Here is an 18326-nt window from a genome sequence, read left to right on the forward strand (position 1 = left end):
GCCGCCGGCTTGCTGGGCCCGGAAAGGCGCGCTGGGGAAGGACAATATCCATGTTCCAAGGCAAGCAGATCACCATTTTCGGAGGCTCCGGCTTCATCGGTCGGAACATCGTGCGCGAACTCGCGCAGAAGGGTGCCCGTATCGCGGTAGCCTGCCGGGATGTCGAAGCCGCGAAATTCCTCAAGGTCCAGGGCGTCGTCGGCCAGGTGACGCCGGTCCATGTCGACGTGACCGAGGGCCTGAGCGCGATCGCGCCCGCCGTCGAGGGCGCCGACATGGTGATCAATCTCTGCGGCATCCTTTTCGAGAGCGGCCGCAACCGTTTCGACGCGGTGCAGGGCACAGCGCCGGGCCTGATCGCGAGCGCGGCGGCGAAAGCGGGCGCCGGAAAGTTCCTTCATGTTTCGGCAATCGGTGCAGATGCGAATTCGGCCTCGCGCTATGCCCGCAGCAAGGCCGCCGGCGAGGATGCCGTGCGCGCCGCCTTCCCGTCCGCAACGATCCTCCGCCCGAGCGTCGTGTTCGGCCCGGACGACGATTTCTTCAACCGTTTCGGCGCGATGGCGGAGAGCTTCCCGTTCCTGCCGCTGATCGGCGGCGGCACGACCAAATTCCAGCCGGTCTATGTCGACGATGTCGCTGACGCCGCGCTCAAGGCCCTCGCAACGGACGAGGCCGCTGGCAAGACCTATGAACTCGGCGGTCCGAAGATCTACACCTTCCGGGAGCTGATGGAGATGGTCAACGCGCAGACCGGACGGGCGCGGCGGCTGGTCGATATCCCGTTCTGGGCCGCCTCCATCGAGGCGGCATTCCTGGAGTGGCTGCCGACGCCGCCGCTGACCCGCGATCAGGTGACGCTGCTGAAGAGCGACAATGTGGTCTCCGAAGGCGCGCTGACCCTCACGGATCTCGGCGTCACGCCGACGGCCTGCGAGGCGATCCTGCCGACCTATCTCGACCGTTTTCGCACCGGCGGCCGATACAACCGCTTTCGCGCGGCCTAGAACGAAGAGCCCTCGGGCGGCAGCAATCTGAGGCTCTCAGGCAGATACTGTTCGATCTGCGGAACGAAACGGCGCACTTCGATGGGCTTCGTGATATAGCCGTCGAATCCGGATCTCTCCACCTGCTCGGCGACGCCGTCTGCGACCAGTGCCGTGACGGCGACGAGCGGGATGTCCTTCAGGGACTCGTCCCCGCGTATCGCTTCGGCAACGCCGAAACCGTCGAGACCGTCCATCTGCAGATCGCACAGAACCATGTCCGGCCGCGTCTGACGGAGCGCGTTCAGTCCTGCCAACCCGTCGTGCGCTCCGTCGACTTTGTGGCCGAATGCCTCAAGTACGGCTCGAAGCAACTCCAGGTTCGCCGGAAGATCTTCGATGACCAGGATTCGCGCCGCCATATTCCGCTCCTTTCTGGTGCAGGGACAAAGTGAAAACGCTTCCCTTGCCGGGCTCCGACACAAAGCTGATCCGCCCGCCGAGACGCCCGGCCAGCTGCTGGCTTATGAAAAGTCCCAGCCCCGTTCCCTCGCGCTCCCGGTTCGAGCGATAGAACATCTCGAAAAGGCGCTTCTGAGCCTCGTGCGGAATGCCGATCCCGGTATCCCTCACCGTGAACTCGATCGTCGGCCCCCGGTTCGACTCCTGCCGCGAGACCGAAACCGTGACACCGCCTTTGTCGGTGTATTTCACGGCATTGCCGATCAGGTTGATGAGGATCTGGGTCAGGATACGGCGGTTGGTCAGCAGGACCGGAGCTTCGGCCTCGCAACGGAAAGAGAGAGCGAGCCCTTTCGCTGCGGCTTCCGGTTCGACCATCTTGCAGACAGAGACCGCGATCTCGCATCCGTCGGTCCGCTCGAGATTCCCGCTATCGGCGGCGAAATCAGGATTCTGCAGCGACAGGAGTTGATTGATCAGCGCAAGGAGGTGAGCCGCGCTTTCCTCGACGGTCGAAAGCTGGGTCCGCTGCTTCTCGTTGATCGGTCCCGCCAACTCCATCAGCAACGTGGCGGTGAACCCGCAGATCGCGTTCAACGGCGTCCGCAATTCGTGCGACAGGCTGAACAGAAACCGGTTCATGTTCTCGAGCTTTTCCAGCTCGACTTCCCGGACCCTGGCCTTGCGTTCGCGCTCAAGGCGATCCGTCACGTCGCGGATCGCACTCGATATGAGGATACCGTTCGAAGAGGGTATGGGGCTGAGGCTTATCTCGACCGGAAACTGCTCGCCGGATCGGCGTACCCCCTTGAGCTCGAGATTCGCCGCCATGTCGCGCGCCCGCGGTTCGCGGACATATCCTTCGCGAAACGCAATATGCCGCTTGCGATGCGCTTCCGGCATGAGCATCTCGACGGGCTGGCCCGCGAGTTCGGCCCGCGAATATCCGAAAAGCTCCTCCATCCTGCCATTGGCGAGAACGATCATCCCTTCGGCATCCACGATCAGCATCGCGTCCGGCACCGACTCCAGAAACAGCTCCAGGTTTTCAGACAGAGGCATGCGCAGACCATCCCCACCTATTCCGGTGCTGGTGACAGACAGCCGGTCCCGACACGTCCTTGGTCGGGATGAGTGTAATCAGCTATTTTGATTAAAATCAAATTTTAGCGGTTGCATTGATTGAACCGCCACCAATCGTAAGCTGCAGAGCGCCGGCGACAGGCCCGGAAGGACAGATACGATGGGAAACGACGCCTCAAATGGGAGCCCGAAAATGGACGAAGCCCGCAGGTTTCCCTGCGGGCTTCGGTGGTGGAGCCAAGGAGGATCGAACTCCTGACCTCTACAATGCCATTGTAGCGCTCTCCCAGCTGAGCTATGGCCCCTTAACGCTCCCGACCGGTTGGGTTCCGGCGCGGTGGGCCGCCTATGTAGCGACCCCGGCGCCCCGGATCAAGAGCTTTTTGTCATCCGTTCGAAACGGATGACAGCCTAGCGATCGTCTTCGTCGTCATCGTCTCCGATCACGCCGACATCGTCGTCGTCATCCAGGTCGTCTGTGTCTTCGAGCAGCGCATCGTCATCGTCGCTGTCGTCGTCGTCCGTGTCGAGATCGGGGATCAGCTCGTCATCGTCATCACTGTCGTCGTCGGCATCGGCGTCATCGTCGTCGTCGAGCACGTCATCGTCGTCGTCGGACTCGAGCTCGTCGATCTCGTCTTCCTCGTCCTCGATCTCGTTGTCCGCGTCCTCGGCCTCTTTCGGCTTTTTCTTCTTTTCGTCCGCCAGAGGCACAGCCCGCGCGCGCCGGCTCTTCAACACCGCTTCCGGATCGAATTCGGTCTCGCACTTCGGACAAACGATTGGAGACTTCATCAGGTCGTAGAAGCGCGTGCCACAAGATTGGCAGGTACGCTTGATGCCCCATTCCGGCTTTGCCACGTCATTCCTCCGAGAACAGCCCACTTCGGATCGCAATCCAACGAGGCGCCGAATAGCGATCATATTTCCGTCTGTCAAAGCGAAAATGCGCATTGCGGAAGCCGGATTCCGGCGGGCGCCGCGGATTTCCTCCAGACAGTGTGCAAGCCTCTGTGATAGAGAGCCTGCGGTCAACGCGAATTCGCCCTCAGAGAAGCCCAATGACATCCCTCAGCGCATCGAAGAGCTCCGCCCTGACCGGGACCCTGAAAGTGCCCGGCGACAAGTCGATTTCCCATCGCTCCCTGATCCTCGGCGGTCTCGCGGTCGGACGCACGACGGTCTCCGGTCTGCTGGAGGGCGAGGATGTGCTCGCGACCGCCGCCGCCATGCGGGCGCTGGGCGCCACGGTAAAGCGGCACGAGGACGGAACCTGGGAAATCCACGGACGCGGCATCGGCACGCTCGACGAGCCCGACGACGTGCTCGATCTCGGCAATTCCGGTACCGCGGCGCGGTTGCTGATGGGGCTTGTCGCCGGGCATCCGATCTCGGCCATCTTCACCGGCGATGCCTCGCTCCGCCGCCGCCCCATGGCCCGGGTGATCACGCCGCTGAGCCGGATCGGCGCCGCCTTCCACGGCCGCGCCGGCGGAAAGCTGCCGCTCTGCGTCGAAGGCGCGCGCGACCCGCTGCCGATCCGCTATACGCTACCCGTCGCCTCCGCCCAGGTGAAATCCGCGATCCTGCTCGCCGGCCTCAACACGCCGGGCGAGACCACGGTGATCGAACCGGAAAAGACCCGCGATCACACCGAGACCATGTTCCGCCATTTCGGCGCCGAGGTCCGCGTCGAGGACCTGCCGGAGGGCCGCGTGATTACCCTCACCGGCCAGCCCGAATTCCATGGTCGAGACATCGTCGTCCCTGCCGATCCCTCCTCCGCCGCCTTTCCCGCTGTCGCCGCCCTGATCACCCCGGGCTCCGACATCACACTGCCTGCGGTCGGCCTCAATCCGCTGCGCTTCGGCGTTTTCGAGACGCTGCTCGAGATGGGTGCCGATATCGAGATCACCAACCGGCGCGAGGAAGCAGGCGAGCCGGTCGGCGACATCAGGGTGCGCCACAGCGAGCTGAAGGGCATCGAGGTTCCGGCCGAACGGGCGCCGAGCATGATCGACGAATATCCGATCCTTTCCGTCGCCGCCGCGTTCGCCGAGGGCGCAACCGTGATGCGCGGCGTCGGCGAGCTCCGGGTCAAGGAAAGCGACCGCCTCGGCGCCATGGCGCGCGGCCTCGCCAAGGCCGGCGTCCGGGTCGAGGAAGGCGAGGATACGCTCGCGGTCAGCGGCTCCTCGAACGGCGTCGCTGGAAACGCGCTGATCGAGGCCGATCTCGACCACCGCATCGCGATGTCCTTCCTGGTGCTCGGCATGGGCGCCGAGAGCCCGGTCGCGATCGACGACGCGCGCACCATCGACACCAGCTTCCCCGGCTTCGCCGATCTGATGCGCGGCGCAGGCGCGAAGATCCAGAACAAGGCCTGACCCATGATCATCGCCATCGACGGACCGGCTGCCGCGGGCAAGGGAACCCTCGCGCGCCGTCTCGCGGACGAGCTCGGCTTCGCCTATCTCGATACAGGATCTCTCTACCGCGCCGTCGGGGTGATGGTGCTGCGCGCGGGCGACGATCCCGAGGACAAGGCGGCCGCGGCGGACGCGGCGCGCAATCTCGACCGGAGCATTCTCGGCAGCCCCGAGCTGCGGACCGGCGAGGCCGGCGCCGCCGCCTCGAAAGTCGCAGCCGTCCCGGAGGTCCGGGCCGCGCTGAAGGACTTCCAGCGCAACTTCGCGACCAATCCGCCGGGCGGCGCGAAAGGCGCGATCCTGGACGGGCGGGACATCGGCACGGTCATCTGCCCCGACGCCGACCGCAAGCTCTTCGTCACCGCCTCGGTCGAAGCCCGGGCCGAGCGGCGATTCAAAGAGTTGCAGGAGCGGGGCGAGGCCGCTATATATGCGCGCGTTTTGCAGGACATGCGGGAACGCGATGCCCGTGACGCCGGCCGGAGCGACGCTCCGATGGTGCAGGCGGACGACGCGGTTCTGATCGACACATCGTCGATGACCCCGGATGAGGCCTTCGCGGCCGCCCTCGAGGTGATCAAAGGCACGGACTGATCGCCGCGTCCTGGAAAACGAACTGAGAGATGCCGGTCACACAGGTCCGATGACCGGCTTTGGCAACCCAACGGTGGCTGACAGGCTCAGCCGCGTTCCAACCCACGGACCGGGTGGAACGGCCCCGCGGAGCGGGGTGCAGATACTCAATTTGCACAGCCACCAAGACACTGCTGCCGGTGAACCGCGGTTCTCCGGCAAGACCCTTTGAGGAGCTTACATGGCTAATTCAGCCGCTGCGGTTCAAGAACCGGATTTCAATGAGAATTTTGCTGCCCTGCTCGACGAGTCGTTCGGCGACGTCACGAGCATCGAAGGCAGCGTGGTCAAGGGCACGGTCGTTTCCATCGAAGGCGACAGCGCCCTGATCGATGTCGGCCTCAAGTCCGAAGGCCGGGTGGCGCTGAAGGAATTCGCGGGCCCGGGCCAGAAGGCCGACCTGAAGCCCGGCGACACCGTCGAGGTGTATGTCGAGCGCATGGAAGACCGTAACGGCGAAGCCATGCTGAGCCGCGAGAAGGCCCGCCGCGAGGAAGCCTGGGCAGTTCTCGAAGGCGCCTTCGAAAAGAGCGAGCGCGTCACCGGCACCATCTTCGGCCGGGTCAAGGGCGGCTTCACCGTCGATCTCTCCGGCGCCGTGGCATTCCTGCCGGGCAGCCAGGTCGACATCCGTCCGGTCCGCGACATCGGCCCGCTTCTGGGCACGCCGCAGCCGTTCCAGATCCTGAAAATGGACCGCCGCCGGGGCAACATCGTCGTTTCCCGCCGTGCCGTTCTTGAAGAGTCCCGCGCCGAAGCCCGTTCCGAGCTGGTCGCGAACCTCCAGGAAGGCCAGGTCCTGCAGGGTGTGGTCAAGAACATCACCGACTACGGCGCGTTCGTGGATCTCGGCGGTGTCGACGGCCTGCTGCACGTCACCGACATCGCGTGGCGCCGCATCAACCACCCGAGCGAAGCGCTGCAGATCGGCTCCACCGTCAAGGTGCAGGTCATCCGCTTCAACCCGGAAACCCAGCGTATCTCCCTCGGCATGAAGCAGCTCGAGGCGGATCCGTGGGAAGGTGTCGAGCTGAAGTACCCGGTCGGCACCAAGTTCACCGGCCGCGTCACGAACATCACCGACTACGGTGCGTTCGTCGAGCTGGAGCCGGGCATCGAAGGTCTGGTCCACGTCTCCGAAATGAGCTGGACCAAGAAGAACGTGCATCCGGGCAAGATCGTCTCCACCAGCCAGGAAGTCGAGGTCATGGTCCTCGACGTCGATCCGAGCAAGCGGCGCATCTCCCTTGGCCTCAAGCAGTGCATGGCCAATCCGTGGGACGATTTCGTCACCAGCTACCCGGTCGGCACCGAGATCGAGGGCGAGGTCAAGAACATCACCGAATTCGGTCTGTTCGTCGGCCTTTCCGGCGAGATCGACGGCATGGTGCACCTCTCCGACCTCTCCTGGGAGCAGTCGGGCGAAGAGGCCATCAAGGAGTACAAGAAGGGCGACATGGTCAAGGCGAAGGTCCTTGACGTCGATACCGAGAAGGAGCGCATCTCCCTCGGCATCAAGCAGCTCTCCGAGGATCCGTTCGAGTCCGGCGCGTCCGACCTGCGCAAGGGTGCGGTTGTCACCTGCACGGTCACCACGCTCACCGACAACGGCCTCGAGGTCTCCGTCGGCGACGGCCTGAACGGCTTCATCCGCAAGTCCGATCTCTCCCGCGACCGTTCCGAGCAGCGCCCGGACCGTTTCGCCGTGGGCGAGAAGGTCGATGCCAAGATCACCCAGATCGACAACAAGACGCGCAAGCTAACCCTGTCGATCAAGGCCCGCGAAATCGAGGAAGAGAAGAAGGCCATGGCCGACTACGGCTCCTCCGACAGCGGCGCCAGCCTGGGCGACATCCTCGGCGCGGCCCTGAAGCAGAAAGAAGAAGAGAACCAGGGCTGAGGCTGACGCCTTACCCGACCGTCTCGCGAGCAGCGGCGCCGCCCCTTCGGGCGGCGCCGTTCTCATTTCAGGCCGCCTAAGACGCACTTCCAATTTGGTGAAGTGCATTTTTATTATGCAATAGAGAGACTTAAACTTGACGAGAGGCGTCAAAATTCGGTTTTATTGTCGCCGTGACCCAACCGGCTACCGATTGGACGGGCCGACGGGTTGATTGGGGGGAGCGTGGCAAACATGACCAAATCAGAGTTGATCATGCGTCTTGCCGAGGCGAACCCTCACCTCTACCAGCGAGATGTGGAGCGGATCGTTTCCGCAATCTTCGACGAAATCTCCGACGCCCTCGCACGCGGAGACCGGGTGGAGCTGCGTGGTTTCGGCGCCTTTTCCGTGAAGAAGCGCGATGCCCGCGTGGGCCGCAATCCGCGCACCGGCGACTCCGTCCCGGTGCAGGAAAAGTTCGTTCCCTTCTTCAAGACCGGCAAGCAGCTGCGCGACCGGATCAACGAAGGCTAGACGCCAAGGGCGCTCGGTCTCTCTTCTCCAGTTTTCATGATCGTCATACCGGCGAAGGCCGGTACCTAGAGGAGCGCGTGCAGCCCTTCGATCTGCTGGGCCCCGGTCTTCACCGGGGTGACGAAGTATGAAATCGGGCATTTAGATTTTCCGCGCCGCGCACTAGATTAGGAGCGCTAGCAAAACGGAAACGCCATGGCCCGCAGATCATTCATCGCTAAGACCTTCGGCATGCTAATCGGATTGCCGGTCGCAATCGTGATCATCCTGTTCGCCGTCTCGAACCGGCACGCGGTCGAGGTCGGCTTCTGGCCGCTGCCGATCACCGTCGAGGTCCCGGCCTATATCCTCGGTCTCTGCACCATGCTGTTCGGCTTCATCCTCGGCACCGTCGCCGCCTGGTTCAGCGGCGGCAGCACTCGACGCCGGGCGCGGGTCGCGGAAGGCAAGGCGCGGCGCCTCGAACATGATCTCGAGGACCGCAAACACGAGGTCGAGGACCTGCGCAAAGCCATCCCGGCTCCGAACCCGCGGTAGAAACATGCTCGTCAAGATCTGCGGCCTGAAGACGCCGGCCACTGTAGAAGCGGCGGCGGCGGCCGGCGCCACTCATATCGGATTCAATTTCTTCGCGCCCTCTCCGCGTTCCGTGACGCCGGAGCAGGCGAAGGAGCTGGCGCGCCATCTCCCCGAGGGCGTGAAAACCGTCGCCCTCGTGGTCGATGCCGACGATGCGCTGCTCGACGCGATCTGGGAAAATCTCCATCCGGACATCTTCCAGCTTCACGGCAAGGAAACACCGGACCGCGTCCGTGAGATCAAGGCACGCTACGGCGTGGCCGTCATGAAGGCGGTGCGGGTCGCCGAGCCGGAGGACGCGCGCGCCGCGGAAGCCTACGACGGCGCCGCCGACATGATCCTCTTCGACGCCAAACCGCCCAAGGAGCTGGACAAGCTTCCCGGCGGAAACGGCCTTCTGTTCGACTGGAAAGCTCTCCGGGCCTACCGGGGCGACACGCCCTGGATGCTCGCGGGCGGCCTCGACGCCGAGAACGTCGCCGAGGCGATCCGGGTGACCGGCACGGACGCGGTCGACACCGCCTCCGGCGCGGAGGATGCGCCGGGCGTTAAGAACCCGGAAAAGATCGCGAAATTCGTCGCCGCGGCACTCCGCGCCGAGTGACAATTTTTGCCCGCCCGGAGCCTTGCTTTGGCCGGGCGCCCCGCGCATTATGCCGCCTTTCGCAAGCCTCCCCGAAAGATGAGGAAGTCTGACCATGGCCAGCGCCACGCCAGCCCCGAATTCATTCCGAACCGGACCCGACGAGAACGGTCATTTCGGAATTTTCGGCGGCCGTTATGTCGCCGAAACCCTGATGCCGCTGATTCTCGAAGTCGAGAAAGCCTATCTCACGGCCAAGGGCGACCCAGACTTCTGGGCGGAGATGGAATATTACCGCAAGCACTATATCGGCCGCCCGAGCGCACTCTATTTCGCGCCGCGGCTGACGGAGCATTTCGGCGGCGCCAAGCTCTACTTCAAGCGTGACGAGCTGAACCATACCGGCGCGCACAAGATCAACAACGTGATGGGCCAGGCCCTGCTCGCCAAGCGCATGGGCAAGACCAAGATCATCGCCGAGACCGGCGCCGGCCAGCACGGCGTCGCCACCGCGACCGCCTGCGCCCTCTTCGGCATGGAGTGCGAGGTCTTCATGGGCGCCGAGGACGTGAAGCGGCAGAAGCCGAACGTCGACCGCATGCGCCTGCTCGGCGCCAAGGTCGTGCCAGTGACCTCCGGCTCCTCGACCCTGAAGGACGCCATGAACGAGGCCCTGCGCTACTGGGTCTCCAAGGCGGACACGCATTTCTACATCATCGGCACCGCCGCCGGCCCGCACCCCTATCCGGCCATGGTGCGCGACTTCCAGTGCATCATCGGCGAGGAAACCCGCTGGCAGCTCGAAGAGGCCGAGGGCAAGCTGCCCGACGCGCTGGTCGCCTGCATCGGCGGCGGCTCCAACGCCATCGGCCTGTTCCACCCCTTCCTCGATGACCCGAGCGTCGAGATCTTCGGCGTCGAGGCGGCCGGACACGGCATTCCGAGCGGCGAGCACGCGGCCTCGCTGACCGGCGGGAACCCGGGCGTGCTGCATGGCAACCGCACCTATCTCCTGCAGGACGATGACGGGCAGATCACCGAGGCGCACTCGATTTCGGCCGGCCTCGACTATCCGGGCATCGGTCCGGAGCATTCCTGGCTGCACGAGAGCGGCCGGGTGAAATATGTCAGCGCCACCGACACTGAAGCGCTCGAGGCCTTCGCGCTCTGCGCCAAGCTGGAGGGCATCATCCCAGCGCTGGAGCCGAGCCATGCGCTCGCCTATGTCTCGACGATGATCGGCGACATGGACAAGGACAAGATCGTGGTCATGAACCTCTGCGGCCGCGGCGACAAGGATCTGGATGCGGTGATTCCGCGGCTCGAAAAGATGGGCAAACTCTGATGGACTACACCGCTTCGCGCCTCGACAAGTGCTTCGCCGCCCTGAAGGCGGAGAACCGGCCCGGCCTCGGCATCTTCGTGACCGCCGGCGACCCGGACCAGGAGACCTCGCTTGCCATCCTGAAGGCCCTGCCCGGCGCCGGCGCCGACATGATCGAGTTCGGCATGCCTTTCTCCGACCCGATGGCCGACGGCCCGTCGATCCAGGCTTCGAGCCTGCGCGCCCTGAAAGCCGGCGCCTCGCTCGCCAAGACCATCGATCTGGTGCGCAAGTTCCGCGAGGAGGACCAGACGACGCCGGTCGTCCTCATGGGCTACTACAACCCGATCTATATCTACGGGGTGGAGCGCTTCCTGACCGACGCCATCTCGGCCGGCGCCGACGGGCTCATCGTCGTCGACCTGCCGCCGGAAGAGGATGACGAGCTCTGCGTCCCGGCGGTGAAGCGCGGCCTGCCCTTCGTCCGGCTGGCGACGCCGACCACCGACGATGCGCGGCTGCCGAAGGTGCTGACCAATACCAGCGGCTTCATCTATTATGTCTCCATCACCGGGATCACCGGGACCGCCGAGGTGCCGATCGACATGGTCCGCGCGGCGGTCGGCCGGCTGCGGACCCATACCGACCTGCCGATCGGCGTCGGTTTCGGGATCAAGACGCGCGAACACGCGGCCGCGATCGGCTCCGTCGCCGATGCCTGCATCGTCGGCACCGCGGTGGTGAACGCGCTTGCCGGCTCGCTCGACAGCAACGACAAGGCCGGACCGGATACCGTCAAGGCCGTGACCGATCTGGTATCGGAACTGGCCAAGGGCGTGCGCGAGGCACGCGGCTGAGATTTGAACCCGCGGATTGCGGAGTGAGATGAGATGAACTGGATCACCAACTCTGTCCTGCCGAAGATCAAGGCGCTCGTGCAGCCGCACGACGTGCCGGAGAATCTCTGGATCAAGTGCGGCGGCTGCGGGGAGATGATCTTCCACCGCAATCTCGAAGAGAACCAGCAGGTCTGCCCGAACTGCGAGCATCACATGCGTCTCAGCGCGGAAAAGCGCCTTGAGATGCTGTTCGACGGCGAGAAACACGACCGGATCGAGCTGCCGAAGCCGGTCCTCGACCCGCTGAAGTTCCGCGACCGCAAGCGCTATACCGACCGGCTGAAGGAAGCGCAGTCGAAGACCGGCGCCGAGGATGCAATCATCGTCGCGCATGGCAAGATGGGCGGCGCGCCGGTCGTGCTCGCCCTCTTCCGCTTCGACTTCATGGGCGGCTCCATGGGCATTGCGGTCGGCGACGCGCTGGTCCGCGCGGCCGAACTCGCCAAGGCGCAGAAGGCACCGCTGGTGGTCTTCCCGGCCTCGGGCGGCGCCCGCATGCAGGAAGGCATCCTCTCGCTGATGCAGATGCCGCGCACGGTCATCGCTCGCGAGATCGTCAAGGAAGCGGGCCTGCCCTTCGTTGTCGTGCTGACCGACCCGACCACGGGCGGCGTCACCGCCTCCTTCGCCATGCTGGGCGACATTCATATCGCCGAGCCGGGCGCCATCATCGGTTTCGCCGGCCAGCGGGTGATCCAGGAGACCATCCGCGAGCAGCTGCCCGACGGCTTCCAGCGCTCGGAATACCTGCTCGAGCACGGCATGGTCGACATGGTCGTGCACCGCAAGGATCTCCGGAACACCCTGATCCGGATCTTCGCCATGATCCGCTCGCCCCTGCCGGAGGCCGAGGTGGTCAAGCTGCCGAAAGCGAGCGCGCAAGCGGCAGAAAGCACGGACGAGGACGACGAGACCTAGGTCCCGTCCGCCGGAGGATCCCGACATTCCCGCCTCGACGCCCTCGCCGCAGCCGATCCTGGAGAGGTTGCAGCGCCTGCACCCGAAACTGATCGACCTGACGCTCGACCGGCTCGAGCGGCTGCTGGAAGGGCTCGGCCATCCGGAGCGGAAGCTGCCGCCGGTGATCCATGTCGCCGGCACCAACGGCAAGGGCTCGACGGTCGCCATGCTGCGCGCGATCTACGAGGCGGCGGGGCGCACGGTCCATGCCGACACCTCGCCGCATCTGGTGCGCTACAACGAGCGCTTCTACATCGCCGGCAGAGAGATCGACGACGCGGCCCTTACGGAAATCCTCGAGGAATGCGAACGCGTCAACGCGGGCGTGCCGATCACCCTCTTCGAGATCACCACCGCGGCGGCGTTCCTCGCCTTCTCCCGCACTGCGGCGGACGTGCTCTTGCTTGAGGTCGGGCTCGGCGGCCGGTTCGACGCGACCAACGTCGTCGAGAAGCCCGCGGTCTCTGTGATCACGCCGGTCTCGATGGACCACATGAGCTTCCTCGGCGACACGATCGAGAAGATCGCCTTCGAGAAAGCCGGGATCCTGAAGCCGGGCGTACCGGCGGTGATCGGACCGCAGGATCCGGCGGCGCTCGCCGTGATCGAGGCGCGGGCGGCGGAGGTCGGCGCACCGCTCTACCGGCATGGAAGGGAATGGACCATCGCGGAAGGCGGCGACGGCATGCTTTTCAGCACCGGCGGCACCACGCGGCGCTATCCGAAACCGGGCCTGCTCGGCGCGCACCAGATCGCCAATGCGGGGCAGGCGCTGATGGCGGCCGATCTCGCGGAAAAACTGGTCCCGACGACCGAAGGCGCTCGCGCCAAGGGCATCGCCGAGGCAAGCTGGCCGGCCCGCATGCAGCATCTTGAAACAGGCGCGCTGACAGAGTATCTCGCGCCGGGCTCAATGCTCTGGGTCGATGGCGGACATAACGAAAGCGCGGGGGCGGCGGTCGCCGCGATCCTTGACGGCTGGGCGAAGGAAAAGGGCGCGCTGCCCGTGCATATGCTCTTCAGCTCGCTGAACACCCGCGACCCGGCGGCCTTCCTGAAGCACCTGAAGGGCCGGGCGAAACGCCTCTATGTCATGCCCATTCCGGGCGAGCCGAACACGCTGACCGAGGACGAGCTGATGGACGGGGCCAAACGCGCCGCGATGCCGGCCGTTCCGGTGAAAACCGTGAAGCAGGCACTCCGCGACAGCCAGAAGAAGGGCACGCCCGTGCGCTTCCTGATCTGCGGCTCGCTGTATCTCGCCGGGCATGCGCTCGGCCTCAATTCCGGCGGCTGAACGCTTCAGCCCACCGCTTAACCGTCATACCGGCGAAAGCCGGTACCCAGGGATCGAGTTCACAGTCCCATGTTCTCTTGGGCCCCGGCCTGCGCCGGGGTGACGTTCATTCATCAGTTGGGGAGCACACACATGGATCTCGGTCTCAAGGGCAAGAACATCATCGTCACCGGCGGCACCCGCGGCATCGGCCTCGCGATCGCCGAGGCCTGCGCCGCCGAAGGCGCGGCCATCTCGGTCTGCAGCCGCACCGAAACCAGCGTCGCCTCGGCGGCGGAGAAGCTTGCGACATACGGCGGCACGGTCCATACCGCGATTTGCGACGTCGCCGACGCCGACGCGCTGAAGGCCTATATCGAAGCGGCGGCGGACGCGCTCGGCGGGATCGACGGGCTGGTGAACAATCCCTCCGGCTTCGGCGCGACAGACGACGAGGACGGCTGGAAGAAGAGCGTCGACGTGGACCTGATGGGCGTCGTCCGCGCCACCTGGGCGGCCTACCCGTACCTGACGAAAAGCCAGGGCGCGATCCTGACGATCTCCTCGGTCTCCGGCATCGGCGCAACCACCAATCTGCCGTACGGCGCGGTGAAGGCCGCAGTGATCCAGCTGACCCAGAGTCACGCCAAGAAATTCGCCGCCGACCGGGTCCGGGTGAACTGCATCGCCCCAGGCTCGATCCTGTTTCCCGGCGGCAGCTGGGAGCGGCGCGAGACGGAGAATCCGGACCTCTACAACAGCACCCTCGCCCGTATCCCCTTCGGCCGCTTCGGCAAGCCGGAGGAGATCGGCACCGTCGCAGCCTTTCTGCTCTCGCCCGCCGCGAGCTGGGTCACCGGCCAGACCGTCGCGGTCGACGGCGCGCAGAATCTTTAGTCCGCTTCCAGACGGCCAACCGCCCCGTCATCCCGACATGCGTCGGGATGACGAAAACCAAGGAAGAGGCACATCTGATGCTGATCGAGAAGTCCGGCACGCCGAACACCGGCGACAAAGCGACGGCGGCGAAGATCACCGAAATCTGAGGCGTTTCGCCGTTACCCGGAACAGGGCCGGTCGTTCAGGAGATGCTTCTCCCTCAGACGCTGCAGGATTTCGCAGTCCGAGCATTCGTATTTTCCCGAATCCTCAAGCATCGCCACAAGGCGGTCCTCAAGGGATCTAGCGACCTCCGGATCGCTGATTTTCGAAATCGCGTCCGCAAGCGCAAGCGCGATGTTCGCGAGGCACCATGCGGCGGCCCCGTCGTGAGTGCTGTTCAAGATGGTATCGGCGGATAAACCGCTCCGGTCGTGATAACGACGCCGTTTCGGCTCGCTAGTTCGAGCGGCGGCTTTCAGAAAAGCTAACGATAGATGGGCGCGGTACGCCCTCGGCCCGCATGCTTTTAAGGCATGCCCGGAGGCTGGCCCATGCATGGCCGAAGCGGTCTTTCGCCTTGAAAGCACCGCGCCGCGGACAGGCGGGGCCGTCGCCCCGCTCCGGACGTCATCCCGGCCGAAGAGCCGGGATGACGAACTTGGGGTGATAACAGGGGTTAGTAAACCACCACACTGCGGATGCTCTTGCCCGCATGCATCAGGTCGAAGCCCTTGTTGATGTCCTGGAGCGGCATGGTGTGGGTGATCAGGCTGTCGATGTCGATCTTGCCGTCCATGTACCAGTCGACGATCTTCGGCACGTCGGTGCGGCCCCTCGCCCCGCCGAAGGCGGTGCCGCGCCAGGAGCGGCCCGTGACGAGCTGGAAGGGGCGGGTGGAGATCTCCTGCCCGGCGCCGGCGACGCCGATGATGATGCTCTCGCCCCAGCCCTTGTGGGCGCATTCCAGCGCCTGGCGCATCGTCGTGGTGTTGCCGATGCACTCGAAGCTGTAATCGGCGCCGCCCTTGGTGAGGTCCACCAGGTAGGGTACCAGATCGCCCTCGACCTCCTTCGGGTTGACGAAGTGAGTCATGCCGAACTTCTCGGCGATTTCCTTGCGCGCCGGGTTGAGATCGACGCCGACGATCATGTTGGCGCCGACCATGCGGGCGCCCTGGATCACGTTGAGGCCGATGCCGCCGAGACCGAAGACGACGACGTTGGAGCCGGGCTCCACCTTGGCCGTGTTCACCACCGCGCCGATGCCCGTGGTCACGCCGCAACCGATGTAGCAGATCTTGTCGAACGGCGCGTCCTCGCGCACCTTCGCCAGCGCGATCTCCGGCATCACCGTGTGGTTGGCGAAGGTCGAGCAGCCCATGTAGTGGAAGATCTTCTCGCCGTTGATCGAGAACCGGCTGGTGCCGTCCGGCATCAGGCCCGCGCCCTGGGTGGTGCGGATCTTCTGGCAGAGATTGGTCTTCGGGTTGAGGCAGTACTCGCACTCCCGGCATTCAGGCGTGTAGAGCGGGATCACGTGGTCGCCCTTTTTCAGGCTGGTCACGCCCGGGCCCACATCGACCACCACGCCCGCGCCCTCATGGCCGAGGATCGCCGGGAAAATGCCTTCCGGATCGTCGCCGGACCGGGTGAATTCGTCAGTATGGCAGATCCCGGTCGCCTTGATTTCGACCAGCACCTCACCCGCGCGCGGCCCGTCCAGGGTGACGGTCTCGATCTGCAGCGGCTTGCCGGCCTTGAATGCGACGGCGGCTCTCGTTTCCATGGCGTTCTCCCTCACGTGCCCTGATCTGATTCGAGGCTAACAGTCTTTCATCGACGGCACTTTTGCAATGCACGTCTCGGAACGTTCCCCGTGCGCCATTCTCCTCGACCGGGGGCGGAAAGCGCGAAAGAATGACCGCAACCAGAGGGAGGAAAAACAATGGCCGACAAGGTTGTGATCACCGGCGGAGCCTCGGGCATCGGATACGCCGTCGCCGAGAAACTGCTCGCAGAAGGCGGCAGCGTCTGCCTGCTCGACATGAACGGAGACACTCTCGCCGCCGCGCGGGACAAGCTCGGCGGGGAGAGGATCACGACCGGCGTCGTCGACGTCCGCAACGAGGCCGCGCTCGATACGCAAATCCGGAACGGCGCCGAAGCGATGGGCGGGCTCACCGGCTGCGTCGCCAGCGCCGGGATCGGGCACCGTAAGACCATCCTCGACGGCGACGCGGAGGATTTCGCGCGGATCATCGCGATCAACCTGACCGGGGTCTACGCGACCCTGCGCGCGGCGGCGAAAGTGATGATCGAGCAGGGCACCGGCGGCGCCCTCGTCTCGCTTGCCAGCGCGACCGGAGTTAGGGGCTGCGCCGAACGGGCCGCCTACGGCGCCTCGAAGGCCGGCGTGATCAACCTGACCGAGGTCGCCGCGCTCGAATTCGCCAAGCACGGGATCCGGGTCAACGCGCTCTGCCCGGCGCCGATCAACACGCCGCTGATCGCGGGGGTGCAGGACGCCAATGTCCGTGCCGAGTGGATGCAGGGCATCCCGATGAACCGCTATGGCGAGCCCGCGGAGGTCGCCGAGCTCGCCGCCTTCCTGCTGAGCGACAAGGCCTCCTACATCACCGGGCAGGCGGTGAATATCGACGGCGGCTGGTCGGCGGCGGGCGTACAGACCGCGGCGACGCGGATCGCGAAAGGAGCGGGCCGATGAGTGGAACCCAGGACATAAAAATCGGCAGCTTCCGGGTCCGCACCGTCACCGCGCCGCTGCCGCAGCCGCACAAGACCGCGTCCGGCACCCTGCATGCCGCCCCGCTGGTGCTGCTTGATGTCGGCACCGACACGGGCGTGGTCGGCTCGGCCTATCTCTTCCCCTACGCCGCCCATTTCCTCCGCCCGCTCGCCCTGCTGGTCGCCGAACTGGAGGATCTGGTGAAGGGTCAGCCGCTGATGCCGCGCGACATCTGGCAGATGTTCCGGACCAAGAGCCGCCTCGCCGGCTGGCCCGGCCTGATGGCGTCCGCGGTCGGCGGCATCGACATGGCGCTCTGGGACGCGCTGGCGAAAGCGCACGAGCTGCCGCTCGCCGCCCTGCTCGGCACCGCGCCGCGCCCGATCTGGGTCTATGACAGCCTCGGCCAGATGGGCCCGGAGGAGACCGCGCGCGATATCGGGCGCTCGCTGAAGGACGGCTTCCGGGCGTTCAAGGTGAAGTCGGGCGCGCCGGACCCGCGCGAGGATGTCGCGGTGGCCCGGGCGATCAAGTCCGTCGCGGGCGAGGATGCCTGGGTGGCGATGGATTTCAACCAGGCCTTCAGCGCCGACGAGGCAGTGAAGCGGATGCATCTGCTTGATCATGAGGGCCTCGCCTGGATCGAGGAGCCGGTCGCCTGGGACGACGTCACCGGCCATGCCCATGTCCGCGCCTCGATCGCGACACCGGTGCAGAGCGGTGAGAACTGGTACGGCGCGCGCGACATGGCGCGGATGCTGGAGGCTGGCGCGATAGATCATGCGATGCCGGACGCAATGCGGATCGGCGGCGTCACCGGCTGGATGGAGGTCGCGGGCCTCGCCGCCGCGCACAATATTCCGGTCTCCAGCCACCTCTTCCCTGATCATTCGGTCCATCTGCTCGCCGCGACGCCGACCGGCCATATCCTCGAATGGTTCGATCTCGCCGCCGGCATCCTCGCCGAGCGGCCGAAGATCGAGAACGGCATGGTGGTGCCTCCAGACCTGCCCGGCGCCGGGATCATCTGGGACGAGAAGGCGATAGACGAATTCGCAGCGTAGGCCC

General features: G+C 65.2%; 19 protein-coding genes and 1 tRNA gene. 14 read left to right on the forward strand and 6 right to left on the reverse strand.

The window, feature by feature from the left end:
• Positions 1-50 precede the first annotated feature (50 nt).
• Complete coding sequence (locus JJ959_RS07865) at positions 51-1007, forward strand: complex I NDUFA9 subunit family protein (RefSeq protein ID WP_292881777.1); 957 nt, start codon at positions 51-53, stop codon at positions 1005-1007.
• On the opposite strand, the gene JJ959_RS07870 is transcribed toward JJ959_RS07865, so the two are convergent.
• The 4 genes from JJ959_RS07870 to JJ959_RS07885 all read right to left on the reverse strand — a co-directional run bounded on the left by JJ959_RS07870 (position 1004) and on the right by JJ959_RS07885 (position 3392).
• Entirely contained in the window at positions 1004-1408 is a 405-nt protein-coding gene (locus tag JJ959_RS07870; RefSeq protein WP_292881780.1) for a response regulator, read from the reverse strand. The two genes, JJ959_RS07865 and JJ959_RS07870, sit on opposite strands and share 4 nt — an antisense overlap.
• A complete protein-coding gene (locus tag JJ959_RS07875; RefSeq protein ID WP_292881782.1) occupies positions 1341-2510 on the reverse strand; it encodes a PAS domain-containing sensor histidine kinase in 1170 nt (389 codons plus the stop codon). The genes JJ959_RS07870 and JJ959_RS07875 overlap by 68 nt, the downstream gene beginning before the upstream one ends.
• Before the next feature lie 250 nt (positions 2511-2760).
• Positions 2761-2836: transfer RNA gene (locus JJ959_RS07880), tRNA-Ala, on the reverse strand.
• A gap of 106 nt (positions 2837-2942) precedes the next feature.
• Entirely contained in the window at positions 2943-3392 is a 450-nt protein-coding gene (locus tag JJ959_RS07885) for a TIGR02300 family protein (RefSeq protein WP_292881784.1), read from the reverse strand.
• Between the two features lie 200 nt (positions 3393-3592).
• Between JJ959_RS07885 and aroA the strand changes: the two genes are divergently transcribed.
• The 11 genes from aroA (at position 3593) to JJ959_RS07940 (ending at position 14527) form a co-directional block, all read left to right on the forward strand.
• The gene (gene aroA / locus JJ959_RS07890) at positions 3593-4918 is read left to right on the forward strand and encodes a 3-phosphoshikimate 1-carboxyvinyltransferase (RefSeq protein ID WP_292881786.1); all 1326 of its coding nucleotides are present in this window, start codon (positions 3593-3595) and stop codon (positions 4916-4918) included.
• Positions 4919-4921: 3 nt separating this feature from the next.
• On the forward strand, positions 4922-5554 hold the full coding sequence (gene cmk, locus JJ959_RS07895) for a (d)CMP kinase (RefSeq protein WP_292881788.1): 633 nt from the start codon (positions 4922-4924) through the stop codon (positions 5552-5554).
• A 220-nt stretch (positions 5555-5774) separates the two neighbouring features.
• Positions 5775-7493 (forward strand): 30S ribosomal protein S1, encoded by a 1719-nt coding sequence (gene rpsA / locus JJ959_RS07900; RefSeq protein ID WP_292881790.1) that lies wholly within the window; start codon positions 5775-5777, stop codon positions 7491-7493.
• Positions 7494-7727: 234 nt separating this feature from the next.
• Positions 7728-8009 (forward strand): integration host factor subunit beta, encoded by a 282-nt coding sequence (ihfB, locus tag JJ959_RS07905; RefSeq protein ID WP_193184070.1) that lies wholly within the window; start codon positions 7728-7730, stop codon positions 8007-8009.
• A gap of 195 nt (positions 8010-8204) precedes the next feature.
• Complete coding sequence (locus JJ959_RS07910; RefSeq protein WP_292881793.1) at positions 8205-8546, forward strand: LapA family protein; 342 nt, start codon at positions 8205-8207, stop codon at positions 8544-8546.
• 4 nt (positions 8547-8550) lie between these two features.
• On the forward strand, positions 8551-9192 hold the full coding sequence (locus tag JJ959_RS07915; RefSeq protein ID WP_292881796.1) for a phosphoribosylanthranilate isomerase: 642 nt from the start codon (positions 8551-8553) through the stop codon (positions 9190-9192).
• A 94-nt stretch (positions 9193-9286) separates the two neighbouring features.
• Positions 9287-10516, forward strand: a complete 1230-nt coding sequence (gene trpB / locus JJ959_RS07920) for a tryptophan synthase subunit beta (protein WP_292881799.1) — start codon at positions 9287-9289, stop codon at positions 10514-10516.
• Positions 10516-11352, forward strand: a complete 837-nt coding sequence (trpA, locus tag JJ959_RS07925; protein WP_292881800.1) for a tryptophan synthase subunit alpha — start codon at positions 10516-10518, stop codon at positions 11350-11352. Before trpB ends, trpA begins: the two co-directional genes overlap by 1 nt.
• 33 nt (positions 11353-11385) lie before the next feature.
• A complete protein-coding gene (accD, locus tag JJ959_RS07930) occupies positions 11386-12312 on the forward strand; it encodes an acetyl-CoA carboxylase, carboxyltransferase subunit beta (RefSeq protein ID WP_292881801.1) in 927 nt (308 codons plus the stop codon).
• 67 nt (positions 12313-12379) lie between these two features.
• Complete coding sequence (locus tag JJ959_RS07935) at positions 12380-13651, forward strand: folylpolyglutamate synthase/dihydrofolate synthase family protein (protein WP_292881803.1); 1272 nt, start codon at positions 12380-12382, stop codon at positions 13649-13651.
• A gap of 132 nt (positions 13652-13783) precedes the next feature.
• The gene (locus JJ959_RS07940; protein WP_292881805.1) at positions 13784-14527 is read left to right on the forward strand and encodes an SDR family NAD(P)-dependent oxidoreductase; all 744 of its coding nucleotides are present in this window, start codon (positions 13784-13786) and stop codon (positions 14525-14527) included.
• Between the two features lie 161 nt (positions 14528-14688).
• Here JJ959_RS07940 and JJ959_RS07945 read toward each other — a convergent pair whose 3' ends face one another.
• A complete protein-coding gene (locus JJ959_RS07945; RefSeq protein WP_292881807.1) occupies positions 14689-14913 on the reverse strand; it encodes a hypothetical protein in 225 nt (74 codons plus the stop codon).
• A 275-nt stretch (positions 14914-15188) separates the two neighbouring features.
• Positions 15189-16298 (reverse strand): S-(hydroxymethyl)glutathione dehydrogenase/class III alcohol dehydrogenase, encoded by a 1110-nt coding sequence (locus tag JJ959_RS07950; protein WP_292881810.1) that lies wholly within the window; start codon positions 16296-16298, stop codon positions 15189-15191.
• A gap of 159 nt (positions 16299-16457) precedes the next feature.
• Between JJ959_RS07950 and JJ959_RS07955 the strand changes: the two genes are divergently transcribed.
• Entirely contained in the window at positions 16458-17237 is a 780-nt protein-coding gene (locus JJ959_RS07955; RefSeq protein WP_292881813.1) for an SDR family NAD(P)-dependent oxidoreductase, read from the forward strand.
• Entirely contained in the window at positions 17234-18322 is a 1089-nt protein-coding gene (locus JJ959_RS07960; protein ID WP_292881816.1) for an enolase C-terminal domain-like protein, read from the forward strand. Before JJ959_RS07955 ends, JJ959_RS07960 begins: the two co-directional genes overlap by 4 nt.
• Positions 18323-18326: the final 4 nt, after the last annotated feature.

Source organism: Nisaea sp., assembly GCF_017640745.1.
Taxonomy (GTDB): domain Bacteria; phylum Pseudomonadota; class Alphaproteobacteria; order Thalassobaculales; family Thalassobaculaceae; genus Nisaea.

What these genes read in the sequence shown, in the direction of transcription:
- JJ959_RS07865 (WP_292881777.1), top strand. Translation starts at nt 51, where the DNA reads ATGTTCCAAGGCAAGCAGATCACCATTTTCGGAGGCTCCGGCTTCATC.
- JJ959_RS07870 (WP_292881780.1), bottom strand. Translation starts at nt 1,408, where the DNA reads ATGGCGGCGCGAATCCTGGTCATCGAAGATCTTCCGGCGAACCTGGAG.
- JJ959_RS07875 (WP_292881782.1), bottom strand. Translation starts at nt 2,510, where the DNA reads ATGCCTCTGTCTGAAAACCTGGAGCTGTTTCTGGAGTCGGTGCCGGAC.
- aroA (WP_292881786.1), top strand. Translation starts at nt 3,593, where the DNA reads ATGACATCCCTCAGCGCATCGAAGAGCTCCGCCCTGACCGGGACCCTG.
- cmk (WP_292881788.1), top strand. Translation starts at nt 4,922, where the DNA reads ATGATCATCGCCATCGACGGACCGGCTGCCGCGGGCAAGGGAACCCTC.
- rpsA (WP_292881790.1), top strand. Translation starts at nt 5,775, where the DNA reads ATGGCTAATTCAGCCGCTGCGGTTCAAGAACCGGATTTCAATGAGAAT.
- ihfB (WP_193184070.1), top strand. Translation starts at nt 7,728, where the DNA reads ATGACCAAATCAGAGTTGATCATGCGTCTTGCCGAGGCGAACCCTCAC.
- JJ959_RS07910 (WP_292881793.1), top strand. Translation starts at nt 8,205, where the DNA reads ATGGCCCGCAGATCATTCATCGCTAAGACCTTCGGCATGCTAATCGGA.
- JJ959_RS07915 (WP_292881796.1), top strand. Translation starts at nt 8,551, where the DNA reads ATGCTCGTCAAGATCTGCGGCCTGAAGACGCCGGCCACTGTAGAAGCG.
- trpB (WP_292881799.1), top strand. Translation starts at nt 9,287, where the DNA reads ATGGCCAGCGCCACGCCAGCCCCGAATTCATTCCGAACCGGACCCGAC.
- trpA (WP_292881800.1), top strand. Translation starts at nt 10,516, where the DNA reads ATGGACTACACCGCTTCGCGCCTCGACAAGTGCTTCGCCGCCCTGAAG.
- accD (WP_292881801.1), top strand. Translation starts at nt 11,386, where the DNA reads ATGAACTGGATCACCAACTCTGTCCTGCCGAAGATCAAGGCGCTCGTG.
- JJ959_RS07940 (WP_292881805.1), top strand. Translation starts at nt 13,784, where the DNA reads ATGGATCTCGGTCTCAAGGGCAAGAACATCATCGTCACCGGCGGCACC.
- JJ959_RS07950 (WP_292881810.1), bottom strand. Translation starts at nt 16,298, where the DNA reads ATGGAAACGAGAGCCGCCGTCGCATTCAAGGCCGGCAAGCCGCTGCAG.
- JJ959_RS07955 (WP_292881813.1), top strand. Translation starts at nt 16,458, where the DNA reads ATGGCCGACAAGGTTGTGATCACCGGCGGAGCCTCGGGCATCGGATAC.
- JJ959_RS07960 (WP_292881816.1), top strand. Translation starts at nt 17,234, where the DNA reads ATGAGTGGAACCCAGGACATAAAAATCGGCAGCTTCCGGGTCCGCACC.